Below are 26,667 nucleotides of genomic sequence, written 5' to 3' on the forward strand. Positions count from 1 at the left end.
GTGAAAATTATGGTGGAATCATCCATGTTTGAAAATGCCTTATTAGAGGATTTTTCTGCGTTATGCCGTGGGTTCCTCTTTACCTCGCCGTGGCGCAGCCTCGCGACTCAAGGCTGCTATACCACGATAACCACCTCTGTGGCAGACGCTGCATCATTGCAGGGTGATTTTCAACTTCAGCTGCATCAACATTTTGCGGCGGCAAAACAACAAGGCATTGAGAATCCGATCCTGGTGGGTGCGATTCCGTTTGACGTGAGTCAGCCTGCGGCCTTGTTTATCCCTGAAACGTATCAAACTTTTCATCGTGCCGACCTACAGAATGCGCTGCCTGCGGCTGCCAGTGAACTGCCGCAGGTACGTCGTCGCATGGCGGTGCCGGATAACGATGTCTTTACCCAAATGGTGGCCGATGCGGTGACAGCAACGCAACGTGGTGACCTCGATAAAGTGGTGCTGTCACGCCTGATGGATATTGTCACCGAGCAGCCAGTGGATACCGCGGCGCTGATGCAACGCGTGATTGCACAGAATCCGAATAGCTATCACTTCCACCTGCCGCTACCACAAGGCGGTGCACTGGTGGGGGCCAGCCCGGAACTGATGCTGCGTAAGCAGGGCCGCGATTTTAGCTCGTGCCCGCTGGCGGGCTCAGCACGTCGTGATCACCACGATAGCCAACAGGATCAGGCAGCGGGCAATACGCTGATGGACTCCAGCAAAGATCGTCATGAACACCAGCTGGTCACGGATGCGATGCGCGATACGCTGCAACCGCGCAGTCGCCTGCTGTCGGTGCCGACGGTACCGTCGTTGATCACCACGGCAACCTTGTGGCACCTCGCGACCCAAATCGATGGTGAGGTGCAGGATGATCGTGAGAACGCCTTGTCGCTAGCCTGCCTGCTTCATCCGACCCCCGCATTAAGCGGCTTCCCACACCAGCGTGCTCAGCAGCTGATTCAGCAGTTGGAGCCTTTTGATCGTCAGCTGTTTGGCGGCATTGTGGGATGGTGTGACAGTGAAGGAAACGGTGAATGGGTGGTGACGATTCGTTGTGGCACCGTGCACGGTGCACGCGTGCGACTGTTTGCGGGCGCAGGCATCGTTGCCGATTCCCAACCTGAATCAGAATGGCGCGAAACCGGCGTGAAGCTGGATACCATGTTGCGCGCTTTTGGACTGCAATAAAGGAAAGAGCATGAGCATTCCCTATACCCGTTGGCCTGAAGATTTGGCTGCGCGCTATCGCGAAAAAGGCTATTGGCTCGATGTGCCAATGACCGATATCCTGGCGCGGCATCAAGAGAATGATGCCTTCGCGGTCATCGACGGCGATCGTCAAATCAGCTATCGCGAGCTGAATCAACTAACCGATAACCTCGCGGCGGCCCTGCAGCGCCGTGGCCTGCAACAGGGTGATACTGCGTTAGTGCAGCTAGGCAACGTGGCGGAGTTTTACGTCACGGTCTTTGCGCTGTTTAAACTGGGCGTGGCATCCGTCTTCGCGCTGTATAGCCATCAGCGCACGGAGCTGACTGCCTACGCCACGCAGATTGAGCCTAAGCTGTTAATTGCCGATCGCCGTCACGCACTGTTTGCCGACGACACCTTTATTGGTTCGCTCTGTGCGGCACAGCCCTCTCTGCAGCAGGTGATTCTGTGCCATGACGGTGATAAAGAAAACACCCTCGAAGCCCTGATGGCGGAAGCGGCAGGCGATTACCAGCCAACGCCAACTGCTGCCGATGAAGTGGCGTTTTTCCAGCTCTCCGGTGGCAGCACCGGTACGCCGAAGCTGATCCCACGCACGCACAATGATTACTATTACAGTATTCGCGCCAGTGATGAGATCTGCGAAGTCACGGCTGACACGCGCTATCTGATCGCCCTGCCCGCACCGCATAACTTCGCCATGAGCTCACCGGGTTCACTCGGTGTGTTTTATGCAGGGGGCCAGGTGATTCTTGCCGCTGACCCAAGCGCCACGCTCTGCTTCCCGCTGATTGAGAAGCATCAGGTCACCGATACCGGTCTGGTGCCACCCGCAGTGAGCCTGTGGCTGCAGGCGATTCAGGAATGGGGTAGCAACAAGCAGCTGGCTTCGCTGCAGCGGATTCAGGTCGGCGGCGCGAAGCTCGGCGAAACCCTGGCGGCACGCATCCAGAGCGAAATTGGCTGCCAATTACAGCAGGTGTTTGGCATGGCCGAAGGCCTGGTGAACTACACCCGCTTTGGCGATGACGAGAAAATCGTGCTGACCACTCAGGGCCGACCGATTTCTGAAGATGACGAAGTGTGGGTGGCCGACGAACAGGGTAATCCGCTGCCGCACGGCACGGTAGGCCGCCTGATGACACGCGGTCCGTACACCTTCCGTGGTTACTATAAAAGCCCGGAGCACAACGCGGCCAGCTTCGATGCTAATGGTTTTTACTGTTCTGGCGATCTGATTGAGATCAATCCTCAGGGCTACATCACCGTGCAGGGCCGAGAGAAAGATCAGATCAACCGGGGTGGCGAGAAGATCGCCGCAGAAGAGATCGAGAATCTGCTGCAGCGTCATCCGGACGTGATCCACGCTGCGCTCGTGTCGATGAATGATGAACTGATGGGCGAAAAGAGCTGCGCCTTTATCGTTGCCAGTCAGCCGATCAAAGCGGTAGCACTGCGTCGCCATCTGCGCGATCTCGGTGTCGCCGAGTTTAAATTACCCGATCGTATTACCTGCGTAGATGCCCTGCCGCTGACCCCGGTTGGCAAGGTGGATAAAAAACGTTTACGCCAACAGCTTGCTGACCAACAAGCGCAAGCCTGACCTGTTCCGGAGATAATAATGGCTATTCCAAAACTCAATTCTTACGCGCTGCCTGCCGCCACTGAACTGTCGACCAATAAAGTGAAATGGAGCGTAGAGCCACAGCGCGCTGCGCTGCTCATCCATGATATGCAGGCTTATTTCCTGAATTTCTGGGGCGAGAACAGCCCGCTGATCGACCAGGTCGTCGAAAACATTGCGCGCCTGCGTGCCTACTGCAAAGCGCAGGGTATTCCGGTGTTTTACACCGCGCAGCCTAATGAGCAGAGCGATGCCGATCGCGCATTGCTTAACGACATGTGGGGGCCGGGCCTGAATAAGCATCCGGATCAACAGAAGATCGTGGATGCACTGGCGCCAGATCAGGACGATCAGGTGTTGACCAAATGGCGCTACAGCGCCTTTGTGCGTTCGCCGCTGGAATCGATCCTGCAAGAGATGGGCCGCGATCAGCTGATCATCACCGGCGTTTATGCCCACATCGGCTGTCTGACCACCGCCACTGACGCCTTTATGCGTAATATCCAGCCGTTTATGGTGGCAGATGCGCTGGCCGATTTTAGCCGCGAAGAGCACATGATGGCGCTGACTTACACTGCTGGCCGTAGTGGCAAAGTGGTGATGACCGCCGATCTCATGCCGCTGCCGCTAAGCAAAGATGATCTGCGTGCGCTGATTCTGCCGCTGCTGGAAGATGACGATGTGCCGGAAGATGATGAGAATCTGATCGACTACGGTCTGGATTCCGTGCGCGTGATGGCGCTGGCAGCGCGCTGGCGCCAGGTGCACAACGATATCGATTTCGTTAGCCTGGCGAAAAATCCTAGCATTGATGGCTGGTGGGCTCTGCTGTCACGGACGCCTGCCAAATGAGTGCCTCTTTCGACTTTAACGGAAAATTCGTCTGGGTAACCGGTGCGGGTAAAGGCATTGGTTACCACACGGCGCTGGCATTCCATCAGGCCGGCGCACAGGTGATCGGCTTCGATCTGCGTTTTGATCAGCCCGACTACCCGTTTGCCACGCAGGTTTTGGATGTAGCGAATGCGGCGGAGGTGAAAGAAGTTTGTCAGCGCCTGCTGACTGAGCAGCCTCGTCTGGATGTGCTGGTCAACGGCGCCGGGATCCTGCGCGTCGGCAGCACCGAAGCACTCGCATTCGAAGACTGGCAGGCGTGTCTGGCGGTGAACGCTGGCGGCGCCTTCAATATGTTCCAGCAGACGCTGCCGGTGTTCCGCCAGCAGAGCGCAGGAGCGATTGTCACCATCGCCTCCAACGCCGCTCATGCGCCACGCCTGGGGATGTCCGCTTATGGCGCTTCCAAAGCGGCACTGCGTAGCCTGTGCCTGACCGTCGGTCTGGAAATGGCACCGTTTGGCGTGCGCTGCAACATCGTTTCACCGGGTTCAACCGATACCGACATGCAACGTAGCCTGTGGCACACGCCGGAAGCAGAGCAGGAGATGATCAACGGCTTCCCGGATCAATATAAGCTGGGGATCCCACTGCGTAAGATCGCGAAACCGCAAGAGATCGTGAACAACGTCCTGTTCCTTGCCTCGGATCTTGCCAGCCACGTGGTACTGCAGGATATTGTGGTCGACGGTGGCGCAACGCTGGGATCCTGATATGGCAATCTGGAAACGATCGGTTGATCTGGCAACCTTAAATACCCTGGGTGATAACTCGCTGGTGTCGCACATCGGCATCGTGTTCACGGTGATTGGCGACGATTACCTTGAGGCCACTATGCCAGTGGACACCCGCACGCAGCAGCCGTTTGGCCTGCTGCACGGCGGTGCGTCAGTGGTGCTGGCGGAATCGATGGGATCGATTGCCGGTTATCTGAGTGTGGAAGAGGGCAAAAGTGTGGTGGGGATTGAGGTCAGTGCCAGCCACCATCGCGCGGTGAGCAGCGGTGAAGTCCGCGGCATCTGCCGTCCTTTGCATCTTGGCGCACGCAACCAGAGTTGGGAAATAGAGATTCGCAATGGACGCGATCAGCTGTGCTGCACATCGCGATTGACGGTGGCGGTGCTGGGGTAATTTTCCGCGACGGCCCCCTTATTCCAGGGGGTGAGAAAAATCGCGCCGGATTGCTGAACACGATGCCCTTTCATCGGGAGATGAAAATGGGCACTCAGCAGCCATAAAAAAAGCGGCCAATTGGCCGCTTTCTCTTTGGCGATTAACGCTGGTAAATGATTTCGACGCCTTCGTCGTCCTCCTCGTCCCAGTCGTCATCCCAATCGTCATCTTCTTCCACTTCCTGAGCGGTTTCCATGGCTTCGCGGTGATAGTCATCCCACATGAAGGCCACTTTCTCCGGCTCTTTCGCTTCTTCTTCCGCTTCTTTCGGGTTCTCGATGATGAAGGTCATCACGTCCCAGCAAAGATCTTTCACGCCATCATGGCTGGCCGCAGAAATCAGATAGTATTTGTCTTCCCAGCCCAATGCTTCCACAACCGCTTTAGCGCGGTTTTCTGCTTCTTCACGGTCCAGCAGGTCACATTTGTTAAACACCAGCCAGCGTGGCTTCTGGAACAGCTTCTCGCTGTATTTTTCCAGTTCACCCAGGATGATGCGGGCGTTCTCAACCGGATCGGATTCATCGATCGGCGCAAGGTCAATCAGGTGCAACAGTACACGGCAACGCTCAAGGTGCTTCAGGAAGCGAATGCCCAGACCGGCACCATCCGCTGCGCCTTCAATCAGGCCCGGGATATCCGCGACGACGAAGCTCTTTTCGTTGTCCATGCGCACCACGCCGAGGCTTGGCACCAAAGTGGTAAATGGATAATCCGCCACTTTCGGTTTAGCCGCAGACACGGAGCGAATAAAGGTCGATTTACCGGCATTTGGCAGGCCAAGCATACCGACATCAGCCAGCAGCATCAGCTCCAGCTGCAGGTCGCGTTTCTCGCCCGGCGTACCCATGGTCTTCTGACGTGGGGAACGGTTAACGGAGGATTTAAAACGCGTATTGCCCAAGCCGTGCCAGCCGCCTTTTGCGACCATCAGCTTCTGCTCGTGGCGCGTCATGTCACCCAGCGTTTCGCCAGTCCCCTGGTCAATCACGCGAGTACCAACAGGCACCTTGATAATGATGTCTTTGCCGCGTTTACCGGTGCAATCACGGCTCTGGCCATTTTGGCCACGTTCGGCGCGGAAAGATTTCTCGAAGCGATAATCGATCAGGGTATTCAGGTTTTCATCCGCCAGCAGGTAAACATCACCGCCGTCACCGCCGTCGCCGCCGTCCGGGCCACCGCGTGGAATGTATTTCTCGCGGCGGAAGCTTACGCAACCATTACCGCCATCGCCTGCGACCGCAAGGATCGTCGCTTCATCTACAAACTTCATTTTATTTCTCCGTCACGCTATCGTTCGCGGCGACTAAAGCACAGCAAACGGGTCCGCCAGGGTCTTCTGCGCTGACCGGCGGCGGATAATACAAGACTGGCAAAGCCAGGAGTACATAAATTGTACAGCAAACTGCGCGTTTTGGTCAGAGGGAATCCCGCAACCTGCGGCAGAATGTAAAAAGCCCCGCAAAGCTGCGGGGCCTTCAATTCGTGTGTTCAGACGTTAACCGTCTGCGTCACAACAACCTTACTCAGCAACGATGCTGATGTACTTACGGTTGTTAGGACCTTTAACTTCGAATTGTACTTTACCGTCTGCGGTAGCAAACAGGGTGTGGTCACGACCACAACCTACATTGGTACCTGCGTGGAATTTGGTGCCACGCTGACGAACGATGATGCTACCTGCCAGAACAGATTCACCACCGAAACGCTTAACACCCAGACGTTTTGCATTGGAGTCGCGACCGTTACGAGTCGAGCCACCAGCCTTTTTATGTGCCATTTGTCAGATCTCCTCTTACGCGCCGATCACAGTGATTTTCACATCAGTGAACCACTGACGGTGACCAGCTTGCTTACGGTAGTGTTTACGACGACGAAACTTAACAATCTTAACTTTCTCGCCACGACCGTGAGCAACAACTTCTGCCTTGATCACACCGCCTGATACCAGTGGCGCGCCGATTTGCACGTCTTCGCCATTTGCAATCATCAGAACCTGGTCGAACTCAATGGTTTCGCCGGTTGCGATGTCCAGCTTTTCCAAGCGAACGGTCTGACCTTCGCTTACTCGGTGTTGTTTACCACCACTTTGGAAAACCGCGTACATATAAAACTCCGCTTCTGCGCATGCCTTTCTATTCATCAGGCGGCGCGATAAATATTCACAATAGGGCGCGAATTCTACGCAAATCTCCAGCAGAAGACAAGTGCACTTTGCACTCTCTTGCAGAAAAAAAGCGCAGGACGAATGCAAACGTTTCTCAGCCCGATTTTTCAAGTACAATCAGTAACAGATTACCTGAACTCACGCTGGGTAAAAGCGCTTACCATGCAAAATACGAGTCAAAGCTGAACAGACGAATGAACTTAGAACAGATTAATGAATTAACCGCGCAGGACATGGCGGCCGTCAACCAGACCATCCTCGACCAGCTGAATTCAGATGTCTCACTGATTAATCAGTTGGGTTATTACATCATCAGCGGCGGAGGCAAACGTATCCGGCCTATGATCGCGGTGCTCTCGGCACGTGCGCTGAACTATCAGGGATCGCTGCATGTCACCAATGCGGCGCTGATCGAATTTATCCACACAGCGACTCTGCTGCACGATGATGTGGTGGATGAATCCGATATGCGCCGTGGCAAAGCCACTGCCAATGCCGCGTTCGGCAATGCTGCCAGTGTGCTAGTGGGGGATTTCATCTACACCCGCGCGTTTCAGATGATGACCAGCATGGGATCCTTAAAGATCCTCGCGCTGATGTCCGAAGCAGTAAACGTGATTGCGGAAGGTGAAGTGCTGCAGCTGATGAACTGCAACGATCCCGATATCACTGAAGAGAGCTACATGCGCGTCATCTACAGTAAGACCGCGCGCCTGTTTGAAGCGGCTTCTCAAGCCTCCGCGATTCTGGCTGAAGCCACGCCGGCGCAGGAAAAAGCGCTGCAGGATTATGGTCGCTATCTGGGTACCGCTTTCCAGTTAATTGACGATTTGCTGGATTACAGTGCGGATGGCGAAACCCTGGGTAAAAATACCGGTGATGACCTGAGTGAAGGCAAGCCGACGCTGCCGCTGCTGCATGCCATGCACAACGGCACGCCAGAGCAAGCTCAGATGATCCGCAAAGCAATCGAAGAAGGTAACGGTCGCCATCTGCTGGAACCGGTACTGGATGCCATGCAACAAACTGGCTCGCTGGAATGGACGCGCAAACGCGCTGAAGAAGAGGCGGATAAAGCCATTGCTGCCCTGCAGGCCCTGCCAGAAACACCGTGGCGGAGCGCACTCGAAGCATTGGCCCACATGTCAGTGCAGCGTGATTTCTGATTGTCATTACGGGGCAGCCTGGCCCCGTTTTCTTTCCTGCCTCACCCGTTTTCTCCCCCTGCTTTACTTCCCAGCCCTTCACCTGACTGCCCATTACATTCCTTGCAGCGCTTTTGCGAAAGAGAGCTCAGTTTAATGCGAGGCCAAAACAATTACTGGAAGCTTATGGAAATTATTTGCTATAAGGTTTTTGTTTTTTCCTAATATCTCTGCATTGGATACGCTCGCTGCGGCAGAGACAACGCAATAACATGGACAAGGAGCAGGACGTTATGAAAGCAAGGAAACAGGATTGGCATCCCGCAGATGTGATTGCAGCACTGCGTAAAAAAGGCACTTCAATGGCTGAATTGTCACGCAATTCGGGGCTGAACTCGTCCACACTCTCCAACGCACTTTCCCGCCCCTGGCCCAAAGGAGAGTGGTTGATCGCTGAAGCGATCGGTGTTCATCCCGCCGAGATCTGGCCAACTCGCTATTATGATCCTATTACATCGCGCTTGCTGGATCGCAAAAAACGTATTCGATCTCCCAGGGTTCGTCAGGAGATCTGAGATCTTTGGCATAAAAAAACCAGCCACGCTGCCGTGACTGGTTTTCTTCGCGTGCGAGATCTGTGTTATTCGCCGCTGACGCGCTCGATATTGGCACCCATGGCCTTCAGTTTATCTTCGATGTGCTCATAGCCACGGTCGATATGATAAATACGGTCCACAATGGTAGTGCCTTCCGCGATGCAACCGGCCAGTACCAGGCTCGCAGAAGCGCGCAGGTCGGTTGCCATCACTTGTGCACCCGACAGCGCCTCAACACCGTGGCAAATCGCAGTGTTGCTTTCGATTTCCGCGTGACCGCCCATACGAATCAGCTCAGGGATGTGCATGAAACGGTTTTCGAAGATGGTTTCGGTGATCACGCCAGTGCCTTCCGCCACCATGTTCAGCAAGGTGAACTGTGCCTGCATGTCGGTTGGGAAACCTGGGTGTGGTGCAGTACGGACGTTAACCGCCTTAGGGCGCTTACCGTGCATATCGAGGCTGATCCAGTCTTCACCGGTTTCAATCTCGGCACCCGCATCACGCAGTTTTGCGAGTACCGCATCCAGCGTATCGGGCTGGGCTTTATGGCACACCACTTTACCGCGGGAAATCGCAGCAGCGACCAGGAAGGTACCGGTTTCGATACGATCCGGCAGAACGCGATACACACCGCCACCCAGACGTTCTACGCCCTCGATGGTGATTTTATCTGTGCCTGCACCGCTGATTTTTGCGCCCAGCGTGTTGAGGAAGTTTGCCGTATCGACAATTTCCGGCTCACGAGCGGCGTTTTCAATAATGGTCGTGCCAGTGGCAAGCGTTGCCGCACTCATGATGGTCACGGTCGCGCCAACGCTGACTTTGTCCATGACGATATGCGCGCCTTTCAGGCGGCCATTAACGGAAGCTTTGACATAACCTTCTTCCAGTTTAATTTCCGCACCCAGTTGCTCAAGGCCAGTGATGTGCAGATCAACCGGACGTGCACCAATAGCACAGCCGCCTGGCAATGAAACCTGACCCTGACCAAAACGCGCCACCAGCGGACCCAGTGCCCAAATCGAGGCACGCATGGTTTTCACCAGATCATACGGCGCGCTGAAGACATTAACTTCGCGAGCATCAACGTGAACCGAACCATTACGCTCAACGCGCGCACCCAGCAAATTCAGCAGCTTCATGGTGGTATCGATATCACGCAGCTTCGGCACGTTCTGAATTTCAACCGGCTCTTCTGCCAGCAGCGCAGCAAACAGAATTGGCAGCGCAGCATTCTTCGCCCCGGAAATGGTCACTTCACCACTTAAACGGGTGGGGCCTTGCACACGAAATTTGTCCATTAACGGCTCTCAATTATCTATCAACAAATCAACCGGCGAGATACTTAGAAACCGTTGAGTTTACGGTCGCGCGCCCACTCGGCTGGGGTATAAGTTTTAATGGAAACCGCATGAATACGGTTATCCGCAATGTATTCCATCAGCGGCGCATAAACAGCCTGCTGTTTTTTCACACGGCTCAGTTCACCGAACATCTCACCCACCGCGATCACCTGAAAATGACTGCCGTCGTTGCTGAGAACATGTACTTCATCTAATGGCAGCGCCTGCATCAGCACGGCTTGAACTTCACTATTTTCCATCGCTCTTTGCTTCACTTAATAATAATAAGGCGGATATCTTAGAGGAAAGCGCCTGACTCTTAAATACGCAAAAGCCCCTGAATAAATCAGGGGCTTTTGGCGATGACAACGTAATCAGGCGATTTTTTCCGCAGAAACAATAATCTGCTGTAGGTTATACAGCGCAATTAATGACTGGAGTTTGTCGTTGATACCGGTGAAAACTGGCGTGCTACCTTGTGCCCGCGCGATCTCGCGAAGATGGACTAACAAAGCCAGCCCCGCTGAATCCACTCGCTCCAGCGCCGCGACATCAATGGTCGCGACATCCACCATGGCGGTTTCACGGTCATGCCACAATGACAGCAGGGTATCGCGATCCAACATGCCGCTTAAAGATAGCGTGCTGGCATTGCGCTGCCAGCGTAACGGTTCGCTCATGCTTACTGTTTATCCAGAGTGATAGGCTGTGCTGCGTAGGTCTTCAACTGCGCGGTCAGACCATCAATGCCCTTGGTACGCAGCAAATCACTCCACTCATTTTGTTTGGTGGTGATCATACTGATGCCTTCAGCCACCATATCATAGGCCTGCCAGTTGCCGGTCTGGCTGTTCTTGCGCCACTGGAAATCAAGACGCACAGGCGGACGGCCGTTCGGATCCAAAATAGTCACGCGAATCGCCACGATATTCGCATCGCCAATCGGCTGCGGTTGCTGAATCTGGTAGGTTTGGCCATGGTACAGCGCCAGCGCCTGGCCATAAGCCTGCGCCAGATAATCGCCAAATGCGGCAAAGTAAGCGTCGCGTTGCGCGGGCGTTGCTTCACGATAATAGCGGCCCAGCACCAGCGCACCCGCGTACTTGATCTGTACATACGGCAGCAACTCCTGACGCACTACCTCACGCAGATAGTTAGGATCCTGCTTGATTTTAGGTTGCTCGTTTTTCAAGCGGGTGAAGGTCTTCGCCGCCGCTTCATTCATCAGTTTATAAGGATCGCTCTGATCCGCTGCATTGGCCGCCAGCGGCACAATCGCCAGCATGGCAATCATCAGGAAACGTTTAAACATCGTGTTTTACCTCTCTATTCCGTTGTAGCAGGTGCTGCCGGAGCAGGCGCACTCTCGGTGCCCTGCTTTTGATTATCGTTTTTGTTATCGCCGCTCTTGTAGAGGAACTGGCCGATCAAATCTTCCAGCACCATCGCGGATTTGGTGTCACGCAACGTGCCGCCATCTTTCAGCATAGCCGAACCCAGTTCTGGATCATCAAAGCCTAAATTCAGTGCGAGGAACTGTTCACCCAGCAGACCTTGCGTGCGAATGGCCAGCGAGCTGGTGTCCGGGATTTTGTCGGCATATTGATCGCTGATGTCCATGGTGACACGCGGCGACAGCGTTTTATCATCCAGCGAAATATCCGTGACACGACCAATCACCACACCACCAATTTTCACCGGTGAGCTGACTTTTAGGCCGCCAATATTATCGAAAGTGGCATACAGCTTCCATGTCGGTTCGGTGCCAAGTGACTTGAGATCGGCCACGCGCAGGCTGAGGAATAACAGTGCCAACAGTGCTGCCAGCATGAAGACGCCAACCCAGATTTCGTTTTTCTTGCTTTGCATTGCATCAATTCCCAAACATCAGTGCTGTCAGCACAAAGTCCAAACCGAGTACCGCCAGTGAAGCATGCACTACGGTACGCGTTGTCGCCCGACTAATCCCTTCCGAGGTCGGGATGGCATCATAGCCATTGAACAGCGCAATCCAGGTTACCGTCACGGCAAAGACTGCGCTTTTAATGATGCAGTTGATGACATCGGTGCGGAAATCCACGGCATTTTGCATCGCTGACCAGAAGAAGCCAGGATCGATGCCTTTCCATCCCACGCCCACCAACGCCCCACCGGCAATACCGACTGCCGTAAAGATCAAGGCTAGCAGCGGCATGCTGATAAACCCTGCCCAGAAGCGCGGCGAAACCACGCGACGCAGCGGATCAACGGCCATCATTTCCATACTGGAGAGCTGTTCGGTGGCTTTCATCAAACCAATCTCTGCCGTCAGGGCTGAACCCGCACGTCCTGCAAACAGCAATGCCGTGACCACGGGACCCAGTTCACGTAGCAGCGATAAGGCCACCAGCATGCCGAGACTGGTTTCAGCGCTGTAGGTCGTCAGCACCAGATAACCCTGCAGGCCCAGCACCATACCAATGAATAAACCCGAGACCACGATGATCAGCAGCGACAGCACACCCACGCTGTACAGCTGTTTTACCAGCAGTGGCGCGTGGCGACGGAAAGCGGGTTTACCCACTAGCGCATGAAACAGCATCAAGCCTGCACGGCCAAACGCCGCGCAAGTATTAATTCCCTGACGTCCAAGTGACGCCAGCGCCTTTAGCAACATCAGTTTACGTTCTCCCTGCACGAGTCAGATCGCTGAGGTAATCCCCGGCAGCGAAGCGGAATGGCACTGGACCGTCCGCATGACCCTCAATAAACTGGCGCACGCGCGGATCGGGATTTTCCCGCAACTCCGGCGCGCTGCCCTGGGCAATAATCTTTTGACCGGCAACAATATAGGCATGGTCAGCAATGCTCAAGACCTCTGGCACATCGTGTGAAACCACAATGCAGGTCACACCTAACGAGTGGTTCAATTCATCGATCAATTTCACCAGCACGCCCATGGTAATCGGATCCTGGCCGACAAAGGGCTCATCGAACATGATCAGGTCCGGCTCCAGCGCAATCGCGCGCGCCAGTGCGGCACGGCGCGCCATACCACCAGAGAGCTCGGCCGGCATCAGTTTGGCTGCACCGCGCAGGCCGACTGCTTCCAGCTTCATCATCACCGTGCTGTGCAGCAATTCCGGCGGTAACTGTGTGTGCTCACGCAATGGCCAGGCAACGTTATCAAAGACGTTAAGATCGGTAAAAAGTGCACCCGACTGGAACAACATGCTCATTTTTTTTCGCACTTCATACAATTTAGTGCGGGAAAGCGTCGGGATATTCTGGTCACGGAACCAGATTTCCCCATTATCCGGTTGCAACTGACCACCAATCAGGCGCAGCAGCGTGGTTTTTCCAATCCCGGATGGCCCCATAATAGCGGTCACTTTACCCGCTGGCACGGTAAGCGAAATGTCATCAAAGATGACGCGGTCTCCGCGAGTGAAGCTGACGCCACGAACCTCAACCAGATTCGTTTTTTGCTGGATCATCGTTACCTCTTTATGCGGATCGGGCGTAATCAAAGTCGTGGATGGTAGCCTGGTAGACCACAATGCACGATAGTTTTACAGAAACTTACCCGTCAGGTGTGGCGAAAACGGCCTTAAAATTTACTTTTGCCTCTCAGACAGTCAAAATCAGCGCCTGTTTCCGCGCGCGCAATGTATTTACCTGTCGGACAAGGTTTGCCGACACACCTATCCATCAAGGATTTTTCATGTTCGTAGCCACTGCCCTGCTGTTTATTGGATTGATTTTACTGGCTTACGGTGCTGACCGTCTGGTTTTCAGTGCCGCGATCCTGTGTCGATCCTTCGGCATTCCTCCGCTGATCATCGGCATGACAGTGGTAAGCATTGGCACATCGTTACCCGAACTGATCGTTTCTTTTTCTGCAGCGCAGCATGGGCAAATGGATTTAGCTGTAGGGACGGCACTGGGCTCAAACATTACCAATATTCTGCTGATCCTCGGCGGTGCCGCACTTTTGCACCCATTGACAGTGCACTCCAATCTGATTCGGCGCGAACTCCCCCTGATGCTGCTGGTCTCACTGCTGAGTGGCATCATGTTGTTTGATAATCACCTTAGTCGACTTGATGGCATCGCGCTGCTGCTGATTGCGTTGGGTTATCTGCTGATCGCCATTCGCATCGCCCGCCGCGCAGAACGGGATAACAACGACACGTTAACGCGCGAACAATTGGCTGAGCTGCCGCGCGATGAAGCTGGTAATACCGTGGCCTTTCTGTGGCTGGCGGTGGCGCTGATTATTCTGCCGATGTCGACGCGGATGGTGATCGATAATGCCACCGTGTTTGCCGACTATTTTGGTGTCAGCGAGCTGGTCATGGGTCTGACGTTGATTGCCGTGGGCACCAGCCTGCCTGAACTGGCTACCGTACTGGCGGGTGCATTGAAAGGTGAAGACGATATCGCTATCGGTAACCTGATTGGCGCTAATATCTTTAATCTGGCCATTGTGCTGGGCCTGCCCGCGCTGGTGCACCCCGGCAGCGTTGATGCACACGCTTTCGCACGAGATTACTGGGTGATGTTAGGTGTCAGCGTGCTGTTCGCCCTACTCTGCCTGTTACGCAAACGCCGGATTGGCCGCATAGCGGGCTCTCTTTTGTTATCGGGATTTATTGCGTGGGTTCTGTGGCTGTGGCTCAGCCCTGCGCTCATCACAAGTTATTAAGGACGGACTGACCATGTCACATCAGCAACCGGTTTTTGATTACCAACAGGCAGGTAAAGCGGTACTGCGCATCGAACGCGAAGGGCTGGAGCAGCTCGATCAGTATATTAACGCCGACTTTAGCCGCGCCTGCGAAATGATCATTGCCTGCCGTGGAAAAGTGGTGGTGATGGGCATGGGCAAATCCGGTCATATTGGTGCAAAAATGGCAGCGACTTTCGCCAGCACCGGCACGTCTTCGTTCTTTGTTCATCCTGGTGAAGCCAGCCATGGTGACCTCGGCATGGTGACAGCTAACGACGTGGTGATCGCTATCTCTAATAGTGGCGAGTCGAACGAAATTCTGGCCCTCATCCCGGTCCTCAAGCGACAGAAAGTGCCGTTGATTTGCCTCACCAGTCGTCCGGAGAGTGCCATGGGGCGTGCCGCTGACGTGCATTTATGCGTGAAGGTTCCACAGGAAGCGTGCCCGCTCGGTCTGGCACCGACCTCCAGTACTACCGCCACGCTGGTGATGGGCGATGCGCTGGCGGTTGCGCTGCTGGAAGCACGCGGCTTTACGCAGGAAGACTTCGCGCTGTCGCATCCCGGTGGCGCACTGGGCCGCAAACTGCTGCTACACGTGAGCGATATTATGCACAGTGGTGACGAGATCCCACACGTCAGCCGCGATGCGTCGCTGCGGGATGCGCTGCTGGAAATTACGCGCAAAAACCTCGGCCTGACGGTGATTGTCGACGACCTGATGAAAATCGAAGGCATTTTCACTGATGGCGACTTACGCCGCATCTTCGATATGGGGATCGATTTCCAGTCAGCCAGCATTCAGGATGTGATGACGCGCGGCGGGATTCGCGTGCGCCCGAATATGCTGGCTGTCGACGCACTGAATCTGATGCAAAACAAAAACATCACTGCGGTGTTGGTCGCCGATGACGATCGTCTGCTCGGTGTGGTACATATGCATGACATGCTGCGCGCTGGCGTAGTTTGAACAGGAACAAAGAATGAGTGTTGAAACCACGATGATCGATACCTGCTATGGCCCGGTGAGTGCCGATGTAATGGCTCGGGCGGCGCGGATTCGCCTACTGATTTGCGATGTCGACGGTGTGATGTCTGACGGCGTGATTTACATGGGCAACAACGGCGAAGAATTGAAGGCCTTTAACGTCCGTGACGGCTATGGTATTCGCTGCCTGCTGACCTCTGATATCGAAGTGGCTATTATTACTGGCCGCAAAGCGAAGCTGCTGGAAGATCGTTGCCAGACGCTCGGCATTACGCATCTTTATCAGGGACAATCAGATAAGCTTTTGGCGTGGCGTGAACTCCTGGATAAACTGTCATTATCTGCTGAGCAAGTGGCTTACATCGGCGATGATTTGATCGACTGGCCAGTGATGGCGGAGGCCGGTTTGAGTGTGGCCGTCGCCGATGCCCACCCCGTGTTATTACCTCGTGCACACTTCGTCACCCGCATTGCCGGTGGCCGTGGTGCGGTACGTGAACTCTGCGATCTGATTTTGATGGCGCAGAACAAATTTGAGGATGCCAAAGGGCAATCAGTATGAGTAAGAGCAGGCGTTGGATAACGCTGATTTTGGCCTTGATCGCCCTGGTGCTGATCGGCTGGAATCTCACCAACCAGGACGATAGCGAAGCGCCGGTGGCGACCAATAGCCAGGAGCCAACCTATACCAGCGAGAAGTCCCATTCTGTGGTGTACAACCCCACGGGCGCGCTGGCGTACAAACTGATCTCGGATAAAGTGACTTACTTTGCGGCAGATGAGGTGAGCTGGTTCGATAATCCGGTTGCAACCACGTATGATGAAAATAAAGTGCCCACCTGGACGATACGTGCCGATAAGGCAAAGCTGACCAAAGATCGTATGCTTTATCTTTACGGTCACGTTGAAGTGAATACCCTGACCCAGGATTCTCAACTTGAGCGCATTATTACCGATACGGCTCAGGTTAATCTGGTCACCCAGGATGTGACATCTGACGATCAAGTCACCCTATTTGGCCGCAGTTTTAATTCCACTGGCATGAAGATGCGCGGCAATTTACGAACCAAGAATGCCCAGCTGCTTGAAAAGGTCAAAACTTCCTATGAAATCCAAAATGAACAAAAACAGCCTTAAGTTGTTGTTGGTGAGCGCCTTACTGGCGACCAGCCTGCCCGCGCTGGCCCTGACGGGCGATTCTGACAAGCCCGTTAATATTGATTCGGTGAATCAGGCGCTGGATCTGCAAGGCAACGTGGCGACCTTTACCGGCAATGTCATCGTGACTCAGGGTTCAATCAAAATCACCGCTGACAAGGTGGTGGTCACACGTCCAGGTGGCGACAGTAAAAAAACTATCGTGGATGCCTACGGCGCTCCCGCCACCTTCTACCAGATGCAGGATAACGGCAAACCCGTGCAGGGCCACGCCTCAAAACTGCATTATGAGCTGGCGAACGATTTCGTTGAACTGACGGGCAATGCCTTCATTCAGCAGCTGGACAGCAACATCAAAGGCGATCGCATCACTTACCTGGTGAAAGAGCAGAAAATGCAGGCGTTTAGCCAGGGCGAAAGCAAACGCGTCACCACCGTACTGGTGCCGTCGCAGTTGCAGGACAAAAACGGCTCGTCCACGAGCCCTAAAAAGAGTAACTGATCGCTATGGCCACATTAGTCGCTGAAAACCTGGCGAAAGCCTATAAAGGCCGCCGCGTGGTGGAAGATGTCAGCCTGCAGGTAAAATCTGGCGAGATTGTCGGCCTGCTAGGTCCAAACGGTGCCGGCAAGACTACCACATTCTACATGGTTGTCGGGATTGTGCCGCGTGATGCAGGCCGCATCGTGATCGATGACGAAGATATCAGTATTCTGCCGCTGCATGCGCGAGCGCGCCGTGGTATTGGCTATCTGCCGCAGGAAGCGTCAATCTTCCGCCGTCTAAGCGTGTTCGACAATTTGATGGCAGTGTTGCAAATCCGCGATGATTTAACGGAAGAGCAGCGTCAGGATCGTGCCAATGAATTGATGGAAGAGTTCCACATTGAGCATCTGCGTGACAGCATGGGCCAGGCGCTTTCCGGTGGTGAGCGACGCCGTGTTGAAATCGCTCGCGCTCTGGCAGCCAACCCCAAATTTATCCTGCTGGATGAACCTTTTGCCGGTGTTGACCCGATCTCAGTCATCGATATCAAAAAAATCATCGAACACCTACGCGACAGCGGTCTTGGCGTGTTGATCACCGATCACAACGTGCGTGAAACGCTTGCGGTGTGCGAACGTGCTTACATCGTGAGCCAGGGACATCTGATCGCGCATGGCACGCCTGATGAAATTCTTGCAGATGAGCAGGTTAAACGGGTTTATTTGGGCGAAGAGTTCAGACTCTGATAAGGTGTCGTTATTCACGACATTTGCTTAGGAAATTCAAGCAGAATTATGAAGCAAGGTTTGCAACTCAGGCTCAGCCAACAGCTGGCGATGACCCCACAGTTGCAGCAGGCCATTCGTCTGCTGCAACTCTCTACGCTTGAACTCCAGCAGGAACTGCAACTGGCGCTGGAAAGCAATCCGCTGCTTGAGCAAACCGATCTACATGAAGAAGTCGATTCACGTGAGCATCAGGAGAGCGACTCGTTAGACACACGTGAAGCCCTCGAACAGAAAGAGATGCCCGAGGAGCTTCCACTCGACGCCACCTGGGATGAAATCTACACCGCGGGCACGCCTTCTGGCACGGGTACCGATTACCAGGATGATGAGCTGCCGGTTTATCAAGGCGAAACCACCCAGTCACTGCAGGACTACCTGATGTGGCAAGTGGAGCTCACGCCGTTTACGGATACCGACCGCGCGATTGCCACTTCAATTGTCGACGCCATTGATGACACGGGCTATCTCACCGTTTCCGTCCAGGACATCTGCGACAGCATTGGTGATGAAGATCTGACGCTGGAAGAGGTTGAAGCGGTGCTGAAGCGTGTTCAGCGCTTTGATCCTGTCGGTGTCGGTGCTCGTGATCTACGTGACTGCTTGCTGGTGCAACTTTCACAATACGCTGCCGATGCGCCAATGCTGGCAGAAGCGCGGTTGATCGTCAGTGAACATCTGGATCTGCTGGCCAACCATGATTTTCGCAGCCTGATGCGTGTCACACGCCTCAAGGAAGACGTGCTGAAAGACGCGATGCTGCTGATTCAGTCACTCGATCCCCGTCCCGGCCAATCGATCAACACCAGCGAACCCGAGTATGTGATTCCTGATGTACTGGTGCGTAAAACCAGTAAGCGCTGGACCGTTGAACTGAATTCAGACAGTTTGCCGCGCCTGAAGATCAATCAACATTACGCCGCGATGGGCGGCTCCGCGCGTAACGACAGCGACAGCCAATTCATTCGCAGTAATTTGCAGGAAGCCAAATGGCTGATTAAAAGCCTCGAAAGCCGCAACGACACACTGCTCAAAGTGACGCGTTGTATTGTCGAGCAGCAGCAGGCGTTCTTTGAACAGGGCGAGGAATACATGCGGCCGATGGTGCTGGCAGATATCGCCCAGGCCGTGGATATGCATGAATCCACCATTTCCCGTGTGACCACGCAAAAGTACCTGCACAGCCCGCGTGGCATCTTTGAATTAAAATATTTTTTCTCCAGCCATGTGAATACCGAAGGCGGTGGCGAAGCCTCTTCCACGGCGATCCGTGCACTGGTGAAGAAATTGATCTCCGCGGAAAACCCCGCAAAACCCTTGAGCGACAGCAAACTCACCTCCATGTTATCCGATCAGGGCATCATGGTGGCGCGACGTACGGTTGCTAAATATCGCGAGTCTTTATCTATACCGCCATCAAACCAGCGCAAGCAGTTGGTTTGACCGAACGAAGAAGGAAGACCTATGCAGCTAAACCTGACCGGACTGAATGTTGAAATCACTGAACCGCTGCGCGAATTTGTAAATAGCAAATTTGCCAAACTGGAACACTACTTTGATCGTATCAATCAGGTTTATATTGTTCTGAAAGTGGAGAAAGTGACGCAGATTGCGGAAGCAACACTGCACGTCAACGGCGGAGAGCTGCACGCCACAGGGGAAGCGGAAGACATGTACGCGGCCATCGACGGGTTAATCGACAAGCTTTCCCGTCAGCTGACCAAACACAAAGACAAACTGAAAAAACACTAACCTTCATGCTTGCAGAGTGCTGACCGATTCGGCACTCAGAGCGCAAATGGGGCGGGTTAACCGCCCCGTTTTGTCATCTGCGCAAGCGCCAACGGGAGACTCGCCATTGTGCTATGAATGGCGTTAACCTTGCGGCTATGTGAACTCGCAAGTGAAACGATGATGAACAACGATCTGACACTGGAATTGAGCTCGGTCCTCTCACTGGACTGTACCCGTAGCGGCGTACACTGCCAGAGTAAAAAACGCGCGCTGGAAATTATCAGCGAGTTGGCAGCAAAGCAGCTCAATCTGCCGCACCAGACACTATTTGAAGCCATTCTGACCCGCGAACGTATGGGCAGTACGGGCATTGGCAACGGTATCGCCATTCCGCATGGCAAACTGGAAGAGGATACGCTGCGCGCCGTTGGTGTGTTTATCAGCCTCGACCAACCGATCGCCTTTGACGCCGTGGACAATCAGCCGGTTGATCTGCTGTTTGCTCTGCTGGTGCCTGCAGACCAGTGCAAAACCCATTTGCATACGCTGTCGCTGGTCGCTAAACGTCTGGCGGACAAAACCGTCTGCCGCCGTTTGCGTGCGGCACAGAGTGATGAAGAACTCTATGCCATTATCACAGAAGCTCAGGAAGAACACTCTTAAGCGACAGACACATTTACCGACCTATTCGTCGGTTTAAAACGGGAGAAATGTGATGGTGCTGATGATCGTTAGCGGTCGGTCAGGCTCAGGAAAATCGGTCGCACTGCGTGCCCTGGAAGACATGGGATTTTACTGTGTCGATAATCTGCCCGTGGTGCTGCTACCGGAATTAGCGAACACCTTAACAGAGCGCAATATTTCGGCGGCCGTCAGCATTGATGTGCGCAACATGCCTGAATCGCCGGAGGTGTTTGAAACGGCGCTCAATAATCTGCCGGATTCGTTTTCACCACAGCTACTGTTCCTGGACGCCGATCGCAACACACTGATACGGCGTTACAGTGATACTCGCCGCATCCATCCGCTCTCCAGTAAAAATCTGTCACTGGAAAGCGCGATTGATGAAGAGAGTGACCTGCTTGAGCCTTTGCGTTCGCGGGCAGACCTGATCATTGATACTTCCGAAATGTCGGTCCATGAGTTGGCTGAAATGCTGCGTACGCGCCTGTCTGGCAAACGTGAGCGTGAGCTGACCATGGTGTTTGAGTCCTTCGGCTTCAAACACGGCATCCCAATTGATGCCGATTACGTCTTCGATGTGCGTTTCCTGCCAAACCCGCACTGGGATCCCAAGTTGCGCCCGATGACCGGACTAGATCGTCCGGTTGCGGCTTTCCTCGACCGCCACACTGAAGTGCATAACTTCATTTACCAGACGCGCAGCTATCTGGAGCTGTGGTTGCCGATGCTGGAAACCAACAACCGCAGCTATCTGACGGTCGCGATTGGCTGTACCGGTGGTAAACACCGTTCGGTTTACATCGCCGAACAGCTGGCAGATTACTTCCGTTCACGCGGCAAAAATGTGCAGTCTCGTCATCGCACTCTGGAAAAACGTAAATCATGACCGTGAAGCAAGTCGTTGAGATTCGCAATAAGCTGGGCATGCATGCGCGCCCGGCAATGAAACTGTTCGAGTTGGTGCAGAGTTTTGACGCAGAGGTACTACTGCGCAATGAAGCCGGTACGGAAGCCGAAGCCAGCAGCGTGATTGCGCTGTTGATGCTCGACTCCGCGAAAGGCGGCCATATCGAGATTGAAGCCAGCGGCCCGCAGGAAGTAGAGGCGCTGGCTGCGGTGATTGAGCTGTTTGAAGCCGGGTTTGACGAAGACTAATTGCTGTTAATGCAATTTGTAGCGAGCGAGGAAACCTTCCCCACCTAACTGACGCATCTGGCGCATTATCCACTGCTGGCGCATTCGTATATACCCGGAAGGTGCATCAGCGCGGAAGCGAATCGGGTTTGGTAGTACCGCCGCCAGCAGCGCCGCTTCAGAAATCGTCAGACGACTGGCTGGTTTGTGGAAGTAGCGCTGTGAAGCCTCTTCCACACCAAACACGCCGTTGCCAAACTCCGCAATATTCAAATATACCGTCAGAATGCGGCGTTTGGTCCACACCGTTTCGAGTCCAACGGTTAAACCGGCTTCGAGCCCTTTTCGCACCCAGCTGCGGCCATCCCATAAGAACAGGTTTTTTGCGGTCTGCTGCGACAGCGTTGAGGCACCACGCATCTGTTCTGAGCCATCGTTATCCAGCACTTTTTGTATCGCATCAACATCAAAGCCCCAGTGCTCCGGAAATTTTTGATCTTCAGAAGCGATCACGGCCAGCGCCATCCACGGAGAAATCTCATCCATGCTGACCCAATCGGAGTGCGCCACATAGTCGAACCGACCACTGAACCAGGCACCCAGTTGACGCTCCACCATCACCGCAGAAAACGGCACTGGTAAAAAGGCAAAGATCACGATGCCGGCCAGCCAAATTCCCAACCACGCCAGCAGCACTTTAGCAATCAGCACTTTAAGGCGTTGCCCCATTTTCCCTTTACTCTTACTCATGCAATTTACTCTTACCTGTTCCCTGCATTAATCAATGCACCCCGGTCACAATTTTGATTACCTGTAATCCTGGGCAAAACTTTACCGCCTATCGCGTGAAAGTTAGAGATGAAGTTATTACCTGCGTCATCATCGTTCCTCTATTAGAGCCAATCACATCAAGCACTTCCATCATAAGGGAATCGGTTCCATGGTGAAAAACCCAGCAAAACCCTTACAATCGGATACTTCATACAAAGTGATAAAGATCACGTTTAAACTTTCACAACACTTAACAATAAACTTTCAAAGCATTTGAATAAGCGCACTGATGCGCGCAGCCGTTTCAATAAACGTGGCTGAAATCGCGTCAACATCATCATGATTAGCCCTGACAATGGTAAAGGATTTAGCCTTCCGTTTGGTTTACATTGCACCGCAAAACCTTAAACTGGAACTTTCTGCAGAGGGTTTCCAAAACGTTTTGGATAACCCACCAGAACCACCTTATTTGTTACCTAATATCAGCATGTTAAGCTCACTTAACTCTGATTTTTCGGCTGATTAGGAATTTCGGCGCAGCTGTCAGGCTTTTCCTGCTTCCGGCTGAAGGAAATTCAGGCAAAAAGCAGAACAATTGGTCAAAAATAGTGCAATACGGCAAAGAAATTAATTCCTTGCTTGACTGTGTCAGCAAATTAATGTTTTCTGTATTTAATCGCTGCTCAACTTCACACAATTTAATGAATCTTGTCACAAGCGTTGGCGAATTTGTTAAGGTGATTTCGAAGCGTTAACCAATACCATACTGTTGCTGATCCATTCGACTTCTAACGATAGCAGCAGTACCCATTTCCCTGGTGTTGGCGCAGTATTCGCGCACCCCAGTTTCGACTGGGGTCATTTTTTTCTGGCGTCCGAAGATTTTTCCCTTTCAGCTACCCACTCGCGTAACACGTTAACGTCATGCAGCCACTCATGTTTTAATTCGTCGATCCACTCCTGCACGTTGTCCCACCATGCTGGCAGTTCCGGTGACTGTATCTGTTTCGCCAGTTTCTGCAGATGCAACAGTCCTACTGAGCCCGCAGCCCCCTTAATTTTATGCCCTTCTTCCGCAATCCCTTTTTGATCGCGCGCCATCATGTTGGAATCCAGCACGTCGAGATACCCCGGCATCATCTGTTCAAACATCGTCAGGCTTTGTGTAATCAATCCTGGGCCGACCAATTCGATATACTGCTCCAGCATCTCCACATCGAGCAGCATGCGCGAGTGTTCGTCTGAGGAGGTCTGAATCTCTTCTTCCGGCTCGCCCTGGTAATCCCAGAACTTTTTAATCATCGCCGTTAAGGCCGGCACCGCCAGCGGTTTGCTCAGCACATCATCCATACCGGCATCGAGATACTCTTTTTTGTCTTTCAACACGTTGGCGGTCAGTGCCACCAGCGGCGGTAGTGTCACGCCCGCATGGCGCTGATGAATGGCGCGCGACACATCCAGCCCGGTCATATCCGGCAATTGGATATCCAGCAGCACCAGGTCAAATTCCTGCGGATCGAACATTGCCAGCGCTTCAGTGCCGGTCATCGCCACTTCCACGCTGCATCCCAGTTTCTCCAGTACTGAGCGCGCCACAATGACGTTCAGTTCAATATCTTCAACCAGTAATACGTGCAGCGCCGGCAATGGCATGCTGTCGTCGAGATCTTCGTTTTCCACTTCATCGGCCACACGAGGTGCATTTATCTCGACCACAAAGCATGAGCCCTGCCCCGGCGCACTACTCACGCTAATATCACCGCCCATCGCCTGTGCCAGACGACGAGAAACCGCCAAACCAATGCCGGTACCGGTGGCGGGTTTTCCGCCGTGCTGATCTTTTACCTGGTAATACATGGCGAAGATCTTGTCCTGCTCTTCCTGCGGAATTCCCATGCCAGAATCCTGCACTTCAAAGCGCAGCGTTTCGTCCTGGTGATAGGCGACGCGCACCACAATTTCACCCTGCTGGGTGAATTTCACCGCGTTACCGATCAGGTTCCACAAAATTTGACGCAGGCGCGTGCCGTCAGCAGAGATGATGTGCGGCAGCGGCAGCTCCGGTGCCATCACGAACTTCAGTCCTTTCGGCTGCGCCAGTAACCCGGAGAGGTTTTCCAGATCGGCAAGGAAGCCGGTGAAGTCGAGCGGCTGATTATCCAGCTGCACTTTGCGGCGCTCGATTTTGTCCACTTCAATCACGTCATTAAAGATGTTGCCAAGCGTGATGGCCGAGACATGGATGGTTTTCAGGTACTTCAGTTGTTCCTGATTGAGATCGGTGTCCAGCAGAATGCGGCTCAAGCCGACAATGCCATTCAGTGGCGTACGCAGTTCATGGCTGATGGTTGAAATAAAGGTGGTCTTCTCACGGCTGGCATTCTCCAGCGCGTCCTGATAACGCTTACGCTCAGTAATATCGCGACCAAAGCCCATCAGGCCGCTGCGTTTACCGACGCGATCGTAATACGGCACTTTGCGGATTTCGAAGCAGGCTTTGCGCCCATCAGGATATTGCAGCCACTGTTCGTACGTCAGGGAGACGTTATGGCGGAAGACCTTTTCATCCGTCTCCAGCACCTTGGAGGCGGCATCTTCATCGTAAATGTCGCGCGGCGTCAGGCCAATCAGTTGCTTCTCGCTCATGCCCGTTAGCAACTCCATCGCGCGGTTACAGCCCGAGAACTGCTTGTCGATGTTGCGATAGAACACCAAATCCGGTGAGGCATCGAGGAAGGAGCGTAAGAAAGAGGATTGCTGTTCCAGCTCGATTTGCGCCTGTTCACGGCGCGCCATCTCTTCGCGCAGTTTATCCATCACCTGCTCGCGGGCCTGCTCCGCTTTGATACGATCGTTAATTTCCTGATTCAGCTGAGCGATGGTCTCTTTCATTTGCTGGTTAAGTTCAAGATCGCGCGTGCGCATCTCTTCCAGCTTATCGACCAGCTTCGTCAGGCGCTGGCGAGACTCTTCCAATTGATCAACCACCACCGAGAGAAAATAGACGGCCCAGGGCGTGATCAACAGGCCGAAGAACACCGATCGCACCACATCGATACTCTCAACATGGCCACGCAGTACCATGGTGACAGCCATTTGCACCACCATCGCCAGCACTACCAGTGCTGAGGCTAATAGCAGCGAGAAACGCACCAGCCCCAGCTTGACCATCAGATCAACGTAGTACTGCGCTAAAAGACGAATCTGTTTCATCACGAGCTCCCTGAACGAAATCTGGCTCATGATAGCGTAATTATCGCGGCACTGCGCCGACTCAGCGTGTCATTGCCTGCTGACTTTGCCTCATTATGGTGCATCGCAGCGCCTTTTCGCCGATGTTCGCGTCGTTATGCGTAAAGCGCTTGACTAAATCTGCCAACTGAATAATCTGGAGGGCCGCGCTTTTGCGACCCTTTTGTAACATCCCGTGCTATTCCGCCTCCCGGCAGCCATTTCATCTGATGGCTGGGCCTTGTTATTGCATATTCATTCAACTTTAACGCTATTTTACTCACAATCAGCCTGATTAATTTTACTAATGACAGCCCTATTTTGATTCAAATATGACGCCATAAGAAAAACAGATACATGCTGTGCGTGAAACCGCCCCAACAGAATTTTATGCTGATGGAATAGAGTTATTCAGCATTGTTTAGATATCTGAGGCGTACCTCACAGTGAGACGGCTCACACTTCATAGGGGAATCAGAATCGTCAGATTGACAGTTATTTACGTAATAAATTGTTCATAATCATAAAGTTAATTGGCAAAACAGCCGATTACCCGCAACAAAGCTGGCTATTTGACCTGAGTTCGCTTTCCCGATAAGTTGGAATTCCGCTGGATGCTTTCCAGTCGGGACTGAGTCTCGGCATATCTATGCAGCAAGAAACTCCCTCTGGATGCAAGTTATCTCCCGTAAGAGACCGGAAGTAAGAGCAGCTCATCAAGGACGAGACCATACTCTCTTGAGAGCCTTTGCTCGGTATTGCGACGTCCGCGTTTAAGCGGCGAAAACGAATTTGATACAGCACGCAGCAGTGCTCTGTGC

At 53.5% G+C, this 26,667-nt stretch carries 30 protein-coding genes; 18 read left to right on the forward strand and 12 right to left on the reverse strand.

What is annotated here, in order from left to right; all coding sequences use genetic code 11:
* Positions 1-9 precede the first annotated feature (9 nt).
* The 5 genes from IAE30_RS06890 to IAE30_RS06910 are packed head-to-tail and all read left to right on the forward strand — an operon-like array spanning position 10 to position 4,864.
* Positions 10-1,191 carry an isochorismate synthase gene (locus IAE30_RS06890; RefSeq protein ID WP_200678648.1) on the forward strand — a complete coding sequence of 394 codons (1,182 nt, stop codon included), beginning with the start codon at positions 10-12 and terminating at the stop codon, positions 1,189-1,191.
* 10 nt (positions 1,192-1,201) lie between these two features.
* Positions 1,202-2,818, forward strand: a complete 1,617-nt coding sequence (locus IAE30_RS06895) for a (2,3-dihydroxybenzoyl)adenylate synthase (RefSeq protein ID WP_200678650.1) — start codon at positions 1,202-1,204, stop codon at positions 2,816-2,818.
* Positions 2,819-2,836: 18 nt separating this feature from the next.
* Positions 2,837-3,691 (forward strand): isochorismatase family protein, encoded by an 855-nt coding sequence (locus IAE30_RS06900; protein WP_200678652.1) that lies wholly within the window; start codon positions 2,837-2,839, stop codon positions 3,689-3,691.
* Positions 3,688-4,446, forward strand: a complete 759-nt coding sequence (dhbA, locus tag IAE30_RS06905; protein WP_038649461.1) for a 2,3-dihydro-2,3-dihydroxybenzoate dehydrogenase — start codon at positions 3,688-3,690, stop codon at positions 4,444-4,446. Before IAE30_RS06900 ends, dhbA begins: the two co-directional genes overlap by 4 nt.
* 1 nt (position 4,447) lies before the next feature.
* Positions 4,448-4,864, forward strand: coding sequence for a hotdog fold thioesterase (locus IAE30_RS06910; RefSeq protein WP_045815877.1), 417 nt, complete (start codon positions 4,448-4,450; stop codon positions 4,862-4,864).
* 142 nt (positions 4,865-5,006) lie between these two features.
* Here IAE30_RS06910 and cgtA read toward each other — a convergent pair whose 3' ends face one another.
* The 3 genes from cgtA to rplU form a co-directional block, all read right to left on the reverse strand.
* Positions 5,007-6,182 carry an Obg family GTPase CgtA gene (cgtA, locus tag IAE30_RS06915; RefSeq protein ID WP_038649467.1) on the reverse strand — a complete coding sequence of 392 codons (1,176 nt, stop codon included), beginning with the start codon at positions 6,180-6,182 and terminating at the stop codon, positions 5,007-5,009.
* Positions 6,183-6,431: 249 nt separating this feature from the next.
* Complete coding sequence (gene rpmA / locus IAE30_RS06920; protein WP_003851093.1) at positions 6,432-6,689, reverse strand: 50S ribosomal protein L27; 258 nt, start codon at positions 6,687-6,689, stop codon at positions 6,432-6,434.
* Positions 6,690-6,704: 15 nt separating this feature from the next.
* Positions 6,705-7,016 (reverse strand): 50S ribosomal protein L21, encoded by a 312-nt coding sequence (gene rplU, locus IAE30_RS06925; protein WP_034826596.1) that lies wholly within the window; start codon positions 7,014-7,016, stop codon positions 6,705-6,707.
* 254 nt (positions 7,017-7,270) lie between these two features.
* On the opposite strand from rplU, the gene ispB reads away from it, so the two are divergent.
* Together ispB and IAE30_RS06935 are read left to right on the forward strand one after the other, a co-directional pair.
* A complete protein-coding gene (gene ispB, locus IAE30_RS06930; protein ID WP_038649473.1) occupies positions 7,271-8,242 on the forward strand; it encodes an octaprenyl diphosphate synthase in 972 nt (323 codons plus the stop codon).
* Positions 8,243-8,514: 272 nt separating this feature from the next.
* On the forward strand, positions 8,515-8,796 hold the full coding sequence (locus IAE30_RS06935; protein ID WP_045815875.1) for a helix-turn-helix transcriptional regulator: 282 nt from the start codon (positions 8,515-8,517) through the stop codon (positions 8,794-8,796).
* Between the two features lie 65 nt (positions 8,797-8,861).
* Here IAE30_RS06935 and murA read toward each other — a convergent pair whose 3' ends face one another.
* From murA to mlaF, 7 genes are all read right to left on the reverse strand, one after another.
* Entirely contained in the window at positions 8,862-10,121 is a 1,260-nt protein-coding gene (gene murA, locus IAE30_RS06940) for a UDP-N-acetylglucosamine 1-carboxyvinyltransferase (protein WP_034826598.1), read from the reverse strand.
* Between the two features lie 44 nt (positions 10,122-10,165).
* On the reverse strand, positions 10,166-10,423 hold the full coding sequence (gene ibaG, locus IAE30_RS06945; protein WP_021184251.1) for a BolA family iron metabolism protein IbaG: 258 nt from the start codon (positions 10,421-10,423) through the stop codon (positions 10,166-10,168).
* A gap of 114 nt (positions 10,424-10,537) precedes the next feature.
* Positions 10,538-10,843, reverse strand: coding sequence for a lipid asymmetry maintenance protein MlaB (mlaB, locus tag IAE30_RS06950; RefSeq protein WP_038649484.1), 306 nt, complete (start codon positions 10,841-10,843; stop codon positions 10,538-10,540).
* Between the two features lie 2 nt (positions 10,844-10,845).
* Entirely contained in the window at positions 10,846-11,475 is a 630-nt protein-coding gene (gene mlaC / locus IAE30_RS06955; protein WP_034826602.1) for a phospholipid-binding protein MlaC, read from the reverse strand.
* A gap of 14 nt (positions 11,476-11,489) precedes the next feature.
* The gene (gene mlaD / locus IAE30_RS06960) at positions 11,490-12,032 is read right to left on the reverse strand and encodes an outer membrane lipid asymmetry maintenance protein MlaD (protein WP_034826604.1); all 543 of its coding nucleotides are present in this window, start codon (positions 12,030-12,032) and stop codon (positions 11,490-11,492) included.
* Between the two features lie 4 nt (positions 12,033-12,036).
* Positions 12,037-12,819 carry a lipid asymmetry maintenance ABC transporter permease subunit MlaE gene (mlaE, locus tag IAE30_RS06965; RefSeq protein WP_034826606.1) on the reverse strand — a complete coding sequence of 261 codons (783 nt, stop codon included), beginning with the start codon at positions 12,817-12,819 and terminating at the stop codon, positions 12,037-12,039.
* A 4-nt stretch (positions 12,820-12,823) separates the two neighbouring features.
* Entirely contained in the window at positions 12,824-13,639 is an 816-nt protein-coding gene (gene mlaF, locus IAE30_RS06970) for a phospholipid ABC transporter ATP-binding protein MlaF (RefSeq protein ID WP_038649487.1), read from the reverse strand.
* A gap of 227 nt (positions 13,640-13,866) precedes the next feature.
* On the opposite strand from mlaF, the gene IAE30_RS06975 reads away from it, so the two are divergent.
* The 11 genes from IAE30_RS06975 to npr all read left to right on the forward strand — a co-directional run bounded on the left by IAE30_RS06975 (position 13,867) and on the right by npr (position 21,865).
* On the forward strand, positions 13,867-14,850 hold the full coding sequence (locus IAE30_RS06975; protein ID WP_200539079.1) for a calcium/sodium antiporter: 984 nt from the start codon (positions 13,867-13,869) through the stop codon (positions 14,848-14,850).
* A gap of 13 nt (positions 14,851-14,863) precedes the next feature.
* The gene (kdsD, locus tag IAE30_RS06980) at positions 14,864-15,844 is read left to right on the forward strand and encodes an arabinose-5-phosphate isomerase KdsD (RefSeq protein ID WP_034826612.1); all 981 of its coding nucleotides are present in this window, start codon (positions 14,864-14,866) and stop codon (positions 15,842-15,844) included.
* Positions 15,845-15,857: 13 nt separating this feature from the next.
* A complete protein-coding gene (kdsC, locus tag IAE30_RS06985; RefSeq protein WP_200539077.1) occupies positions 15,858-16,424 on the forward strand; it encodes a 3-deoxy-manno-octulosonate-8-phosphatase KdsC in 567 nt (188 codons plus the stop codon).
* Positions 16,421-16,999, forward strand: a complete 579-nt coding sequence (gene lptC, locus IAE30_RS06990) for an LPS export ABC transporter periplasmic protein LptC (RefSeq protein WP_034826617.1) — start codon at positions 16,421-16,423, stop codon at positions 16,997-16,999. Before kdsC ends, lptC begins: the two co-directional genes overlap by 4 nt.
* A complete protein-coding gene (gene lptA / locus IAE30_RS06995; protein WP_034826619.1) occupies positions 16,968-17,522 on the forward strand; it encodes a lipopolysaccharide ABC transporter substrate-binding protein LptA in 555 nt (184 codons plus the stop codon). Before lptC ends, lptA begins: the two co-directional genes overlap by 32 nt.
* Before the next feature lie 5 nt (positions 17,523-17,527).
* Positions 17,528-18,253 (forward strand): LPS export ABC transporter ATP-binding protein, encoded by a 726-nt coding sequence (lptB, locus tag IAE30_RS07000; protein WP_034826621.1) that lies wholly within the window; start codon positions 17,528-17,530, stop codon positions 18,251-18,253.
* Positions 18,254-18,301: 48 nt separating this feature from the next.
* Complete coding sequence (rpoN, locus tag IAE30_RS07005) at positions 18,302-19,735, forward strand: RNA polymerase factor sigma-54 (RefSeq protein WP_038649494.1); 1,434 nt, start codon at positions 18,302-18,304, stop codon at positions 19,733-19,735.
* Between the two features lie 21 nt (positions 19,736-19,756).
* A complete protein-coding gene (gene hpf / locus IAE30_RS07010) occupies positions 19,757-20,044 on the forward strand; it encodes a ribosome hibernation promoting factor (protein WP_034826627.1) in 288 nt (95 codons plus the stop codon).
* A gap of 162 nt (positions 20,045-20,206) precedes the next feature.
* Complete coding sequence (ptsN, locus tag IAE30_RS07015) at positions 20,207-20,689, forward strand: PTS IIA-like nitrogen regulatory protein PtsN (RefSeq protein ID WP_176505766.1); 483 nt, start codon at positions 20,207-20,209, stop codon at positions 20,687-20,689.
* A 52-nt stretch (positions 20,690-20,741) separates the two neighbouring features.
* Positions 20,742-21,596 carry an RNase adapter RapZ gene (gene rapZ / locus IAE30_RS07020; protein WP_038649498.1) on the forward strand — a complete coding sequence of 285 codons (855 nt, stop codon included), beginning with the start codon at positions 20,742-20,744 and terminating at the stop codon, positions 21,594-21,596.
* Positions 21,593-21,865, forward strand: coding sequence for a PTS phosphocarrier protein NPr (gene npr / locus IAE30_RS07025; RefSeq protein ID WP_034826632.1), 273 nt, complete (start codon positions 21,593-21,595; stop codon positions 21,863-21,865). The genes rapZ and npr overlap by 4 nt, the downstream gene beginning before the upstream one ends.
* Positions 21,866-21,871: 6 nt before the next feature.
* Here the strand turns inward: npr and mtgA are convergent, their stop codons facing one another.
* Positions 21,872-22,594: a monofunctional biosynthetic peptidoglycan transglycosylase gene (mtgA, locus tag IAE30_RS07030; RefSeq protein WP_045815873.1), complete on the reverse strand. Its 723-nt coding sequence runs from the start codon at positions 22,592-22,594 to the stop codon at positions 21,872-21,874.
* A gap of 879 nt (positions 22,595-23,473) precedes the next feature.
* The gene (gene arcB, locus IAE30_RS07035; protein WP_200539068.1) at positions 23,474-25,828 is read right to left on the reverse strand and encodes an aerobic respiration two-component sensor histidine kinase ArcB; all 2,355 of its coding nucleotides are present in this window, start codon (positions 25,826-25,828) and stop codon (positions 23,474-23,476) included.
* Positions 25,829-26,667 lie beyond the last annotated feature (839 nt).

The sequence above is a fragment of the Pantoea sp. S61 genome, assembly GCF_016625145.1.
GTDB classification, from domain to species: domain Bacteria; phylum Pseudomonadota; class Gammaproteobacteria; order Enterobacterales; family Enterobacteriaceae; genus Pantoea; species Pantoea rwandensis_B.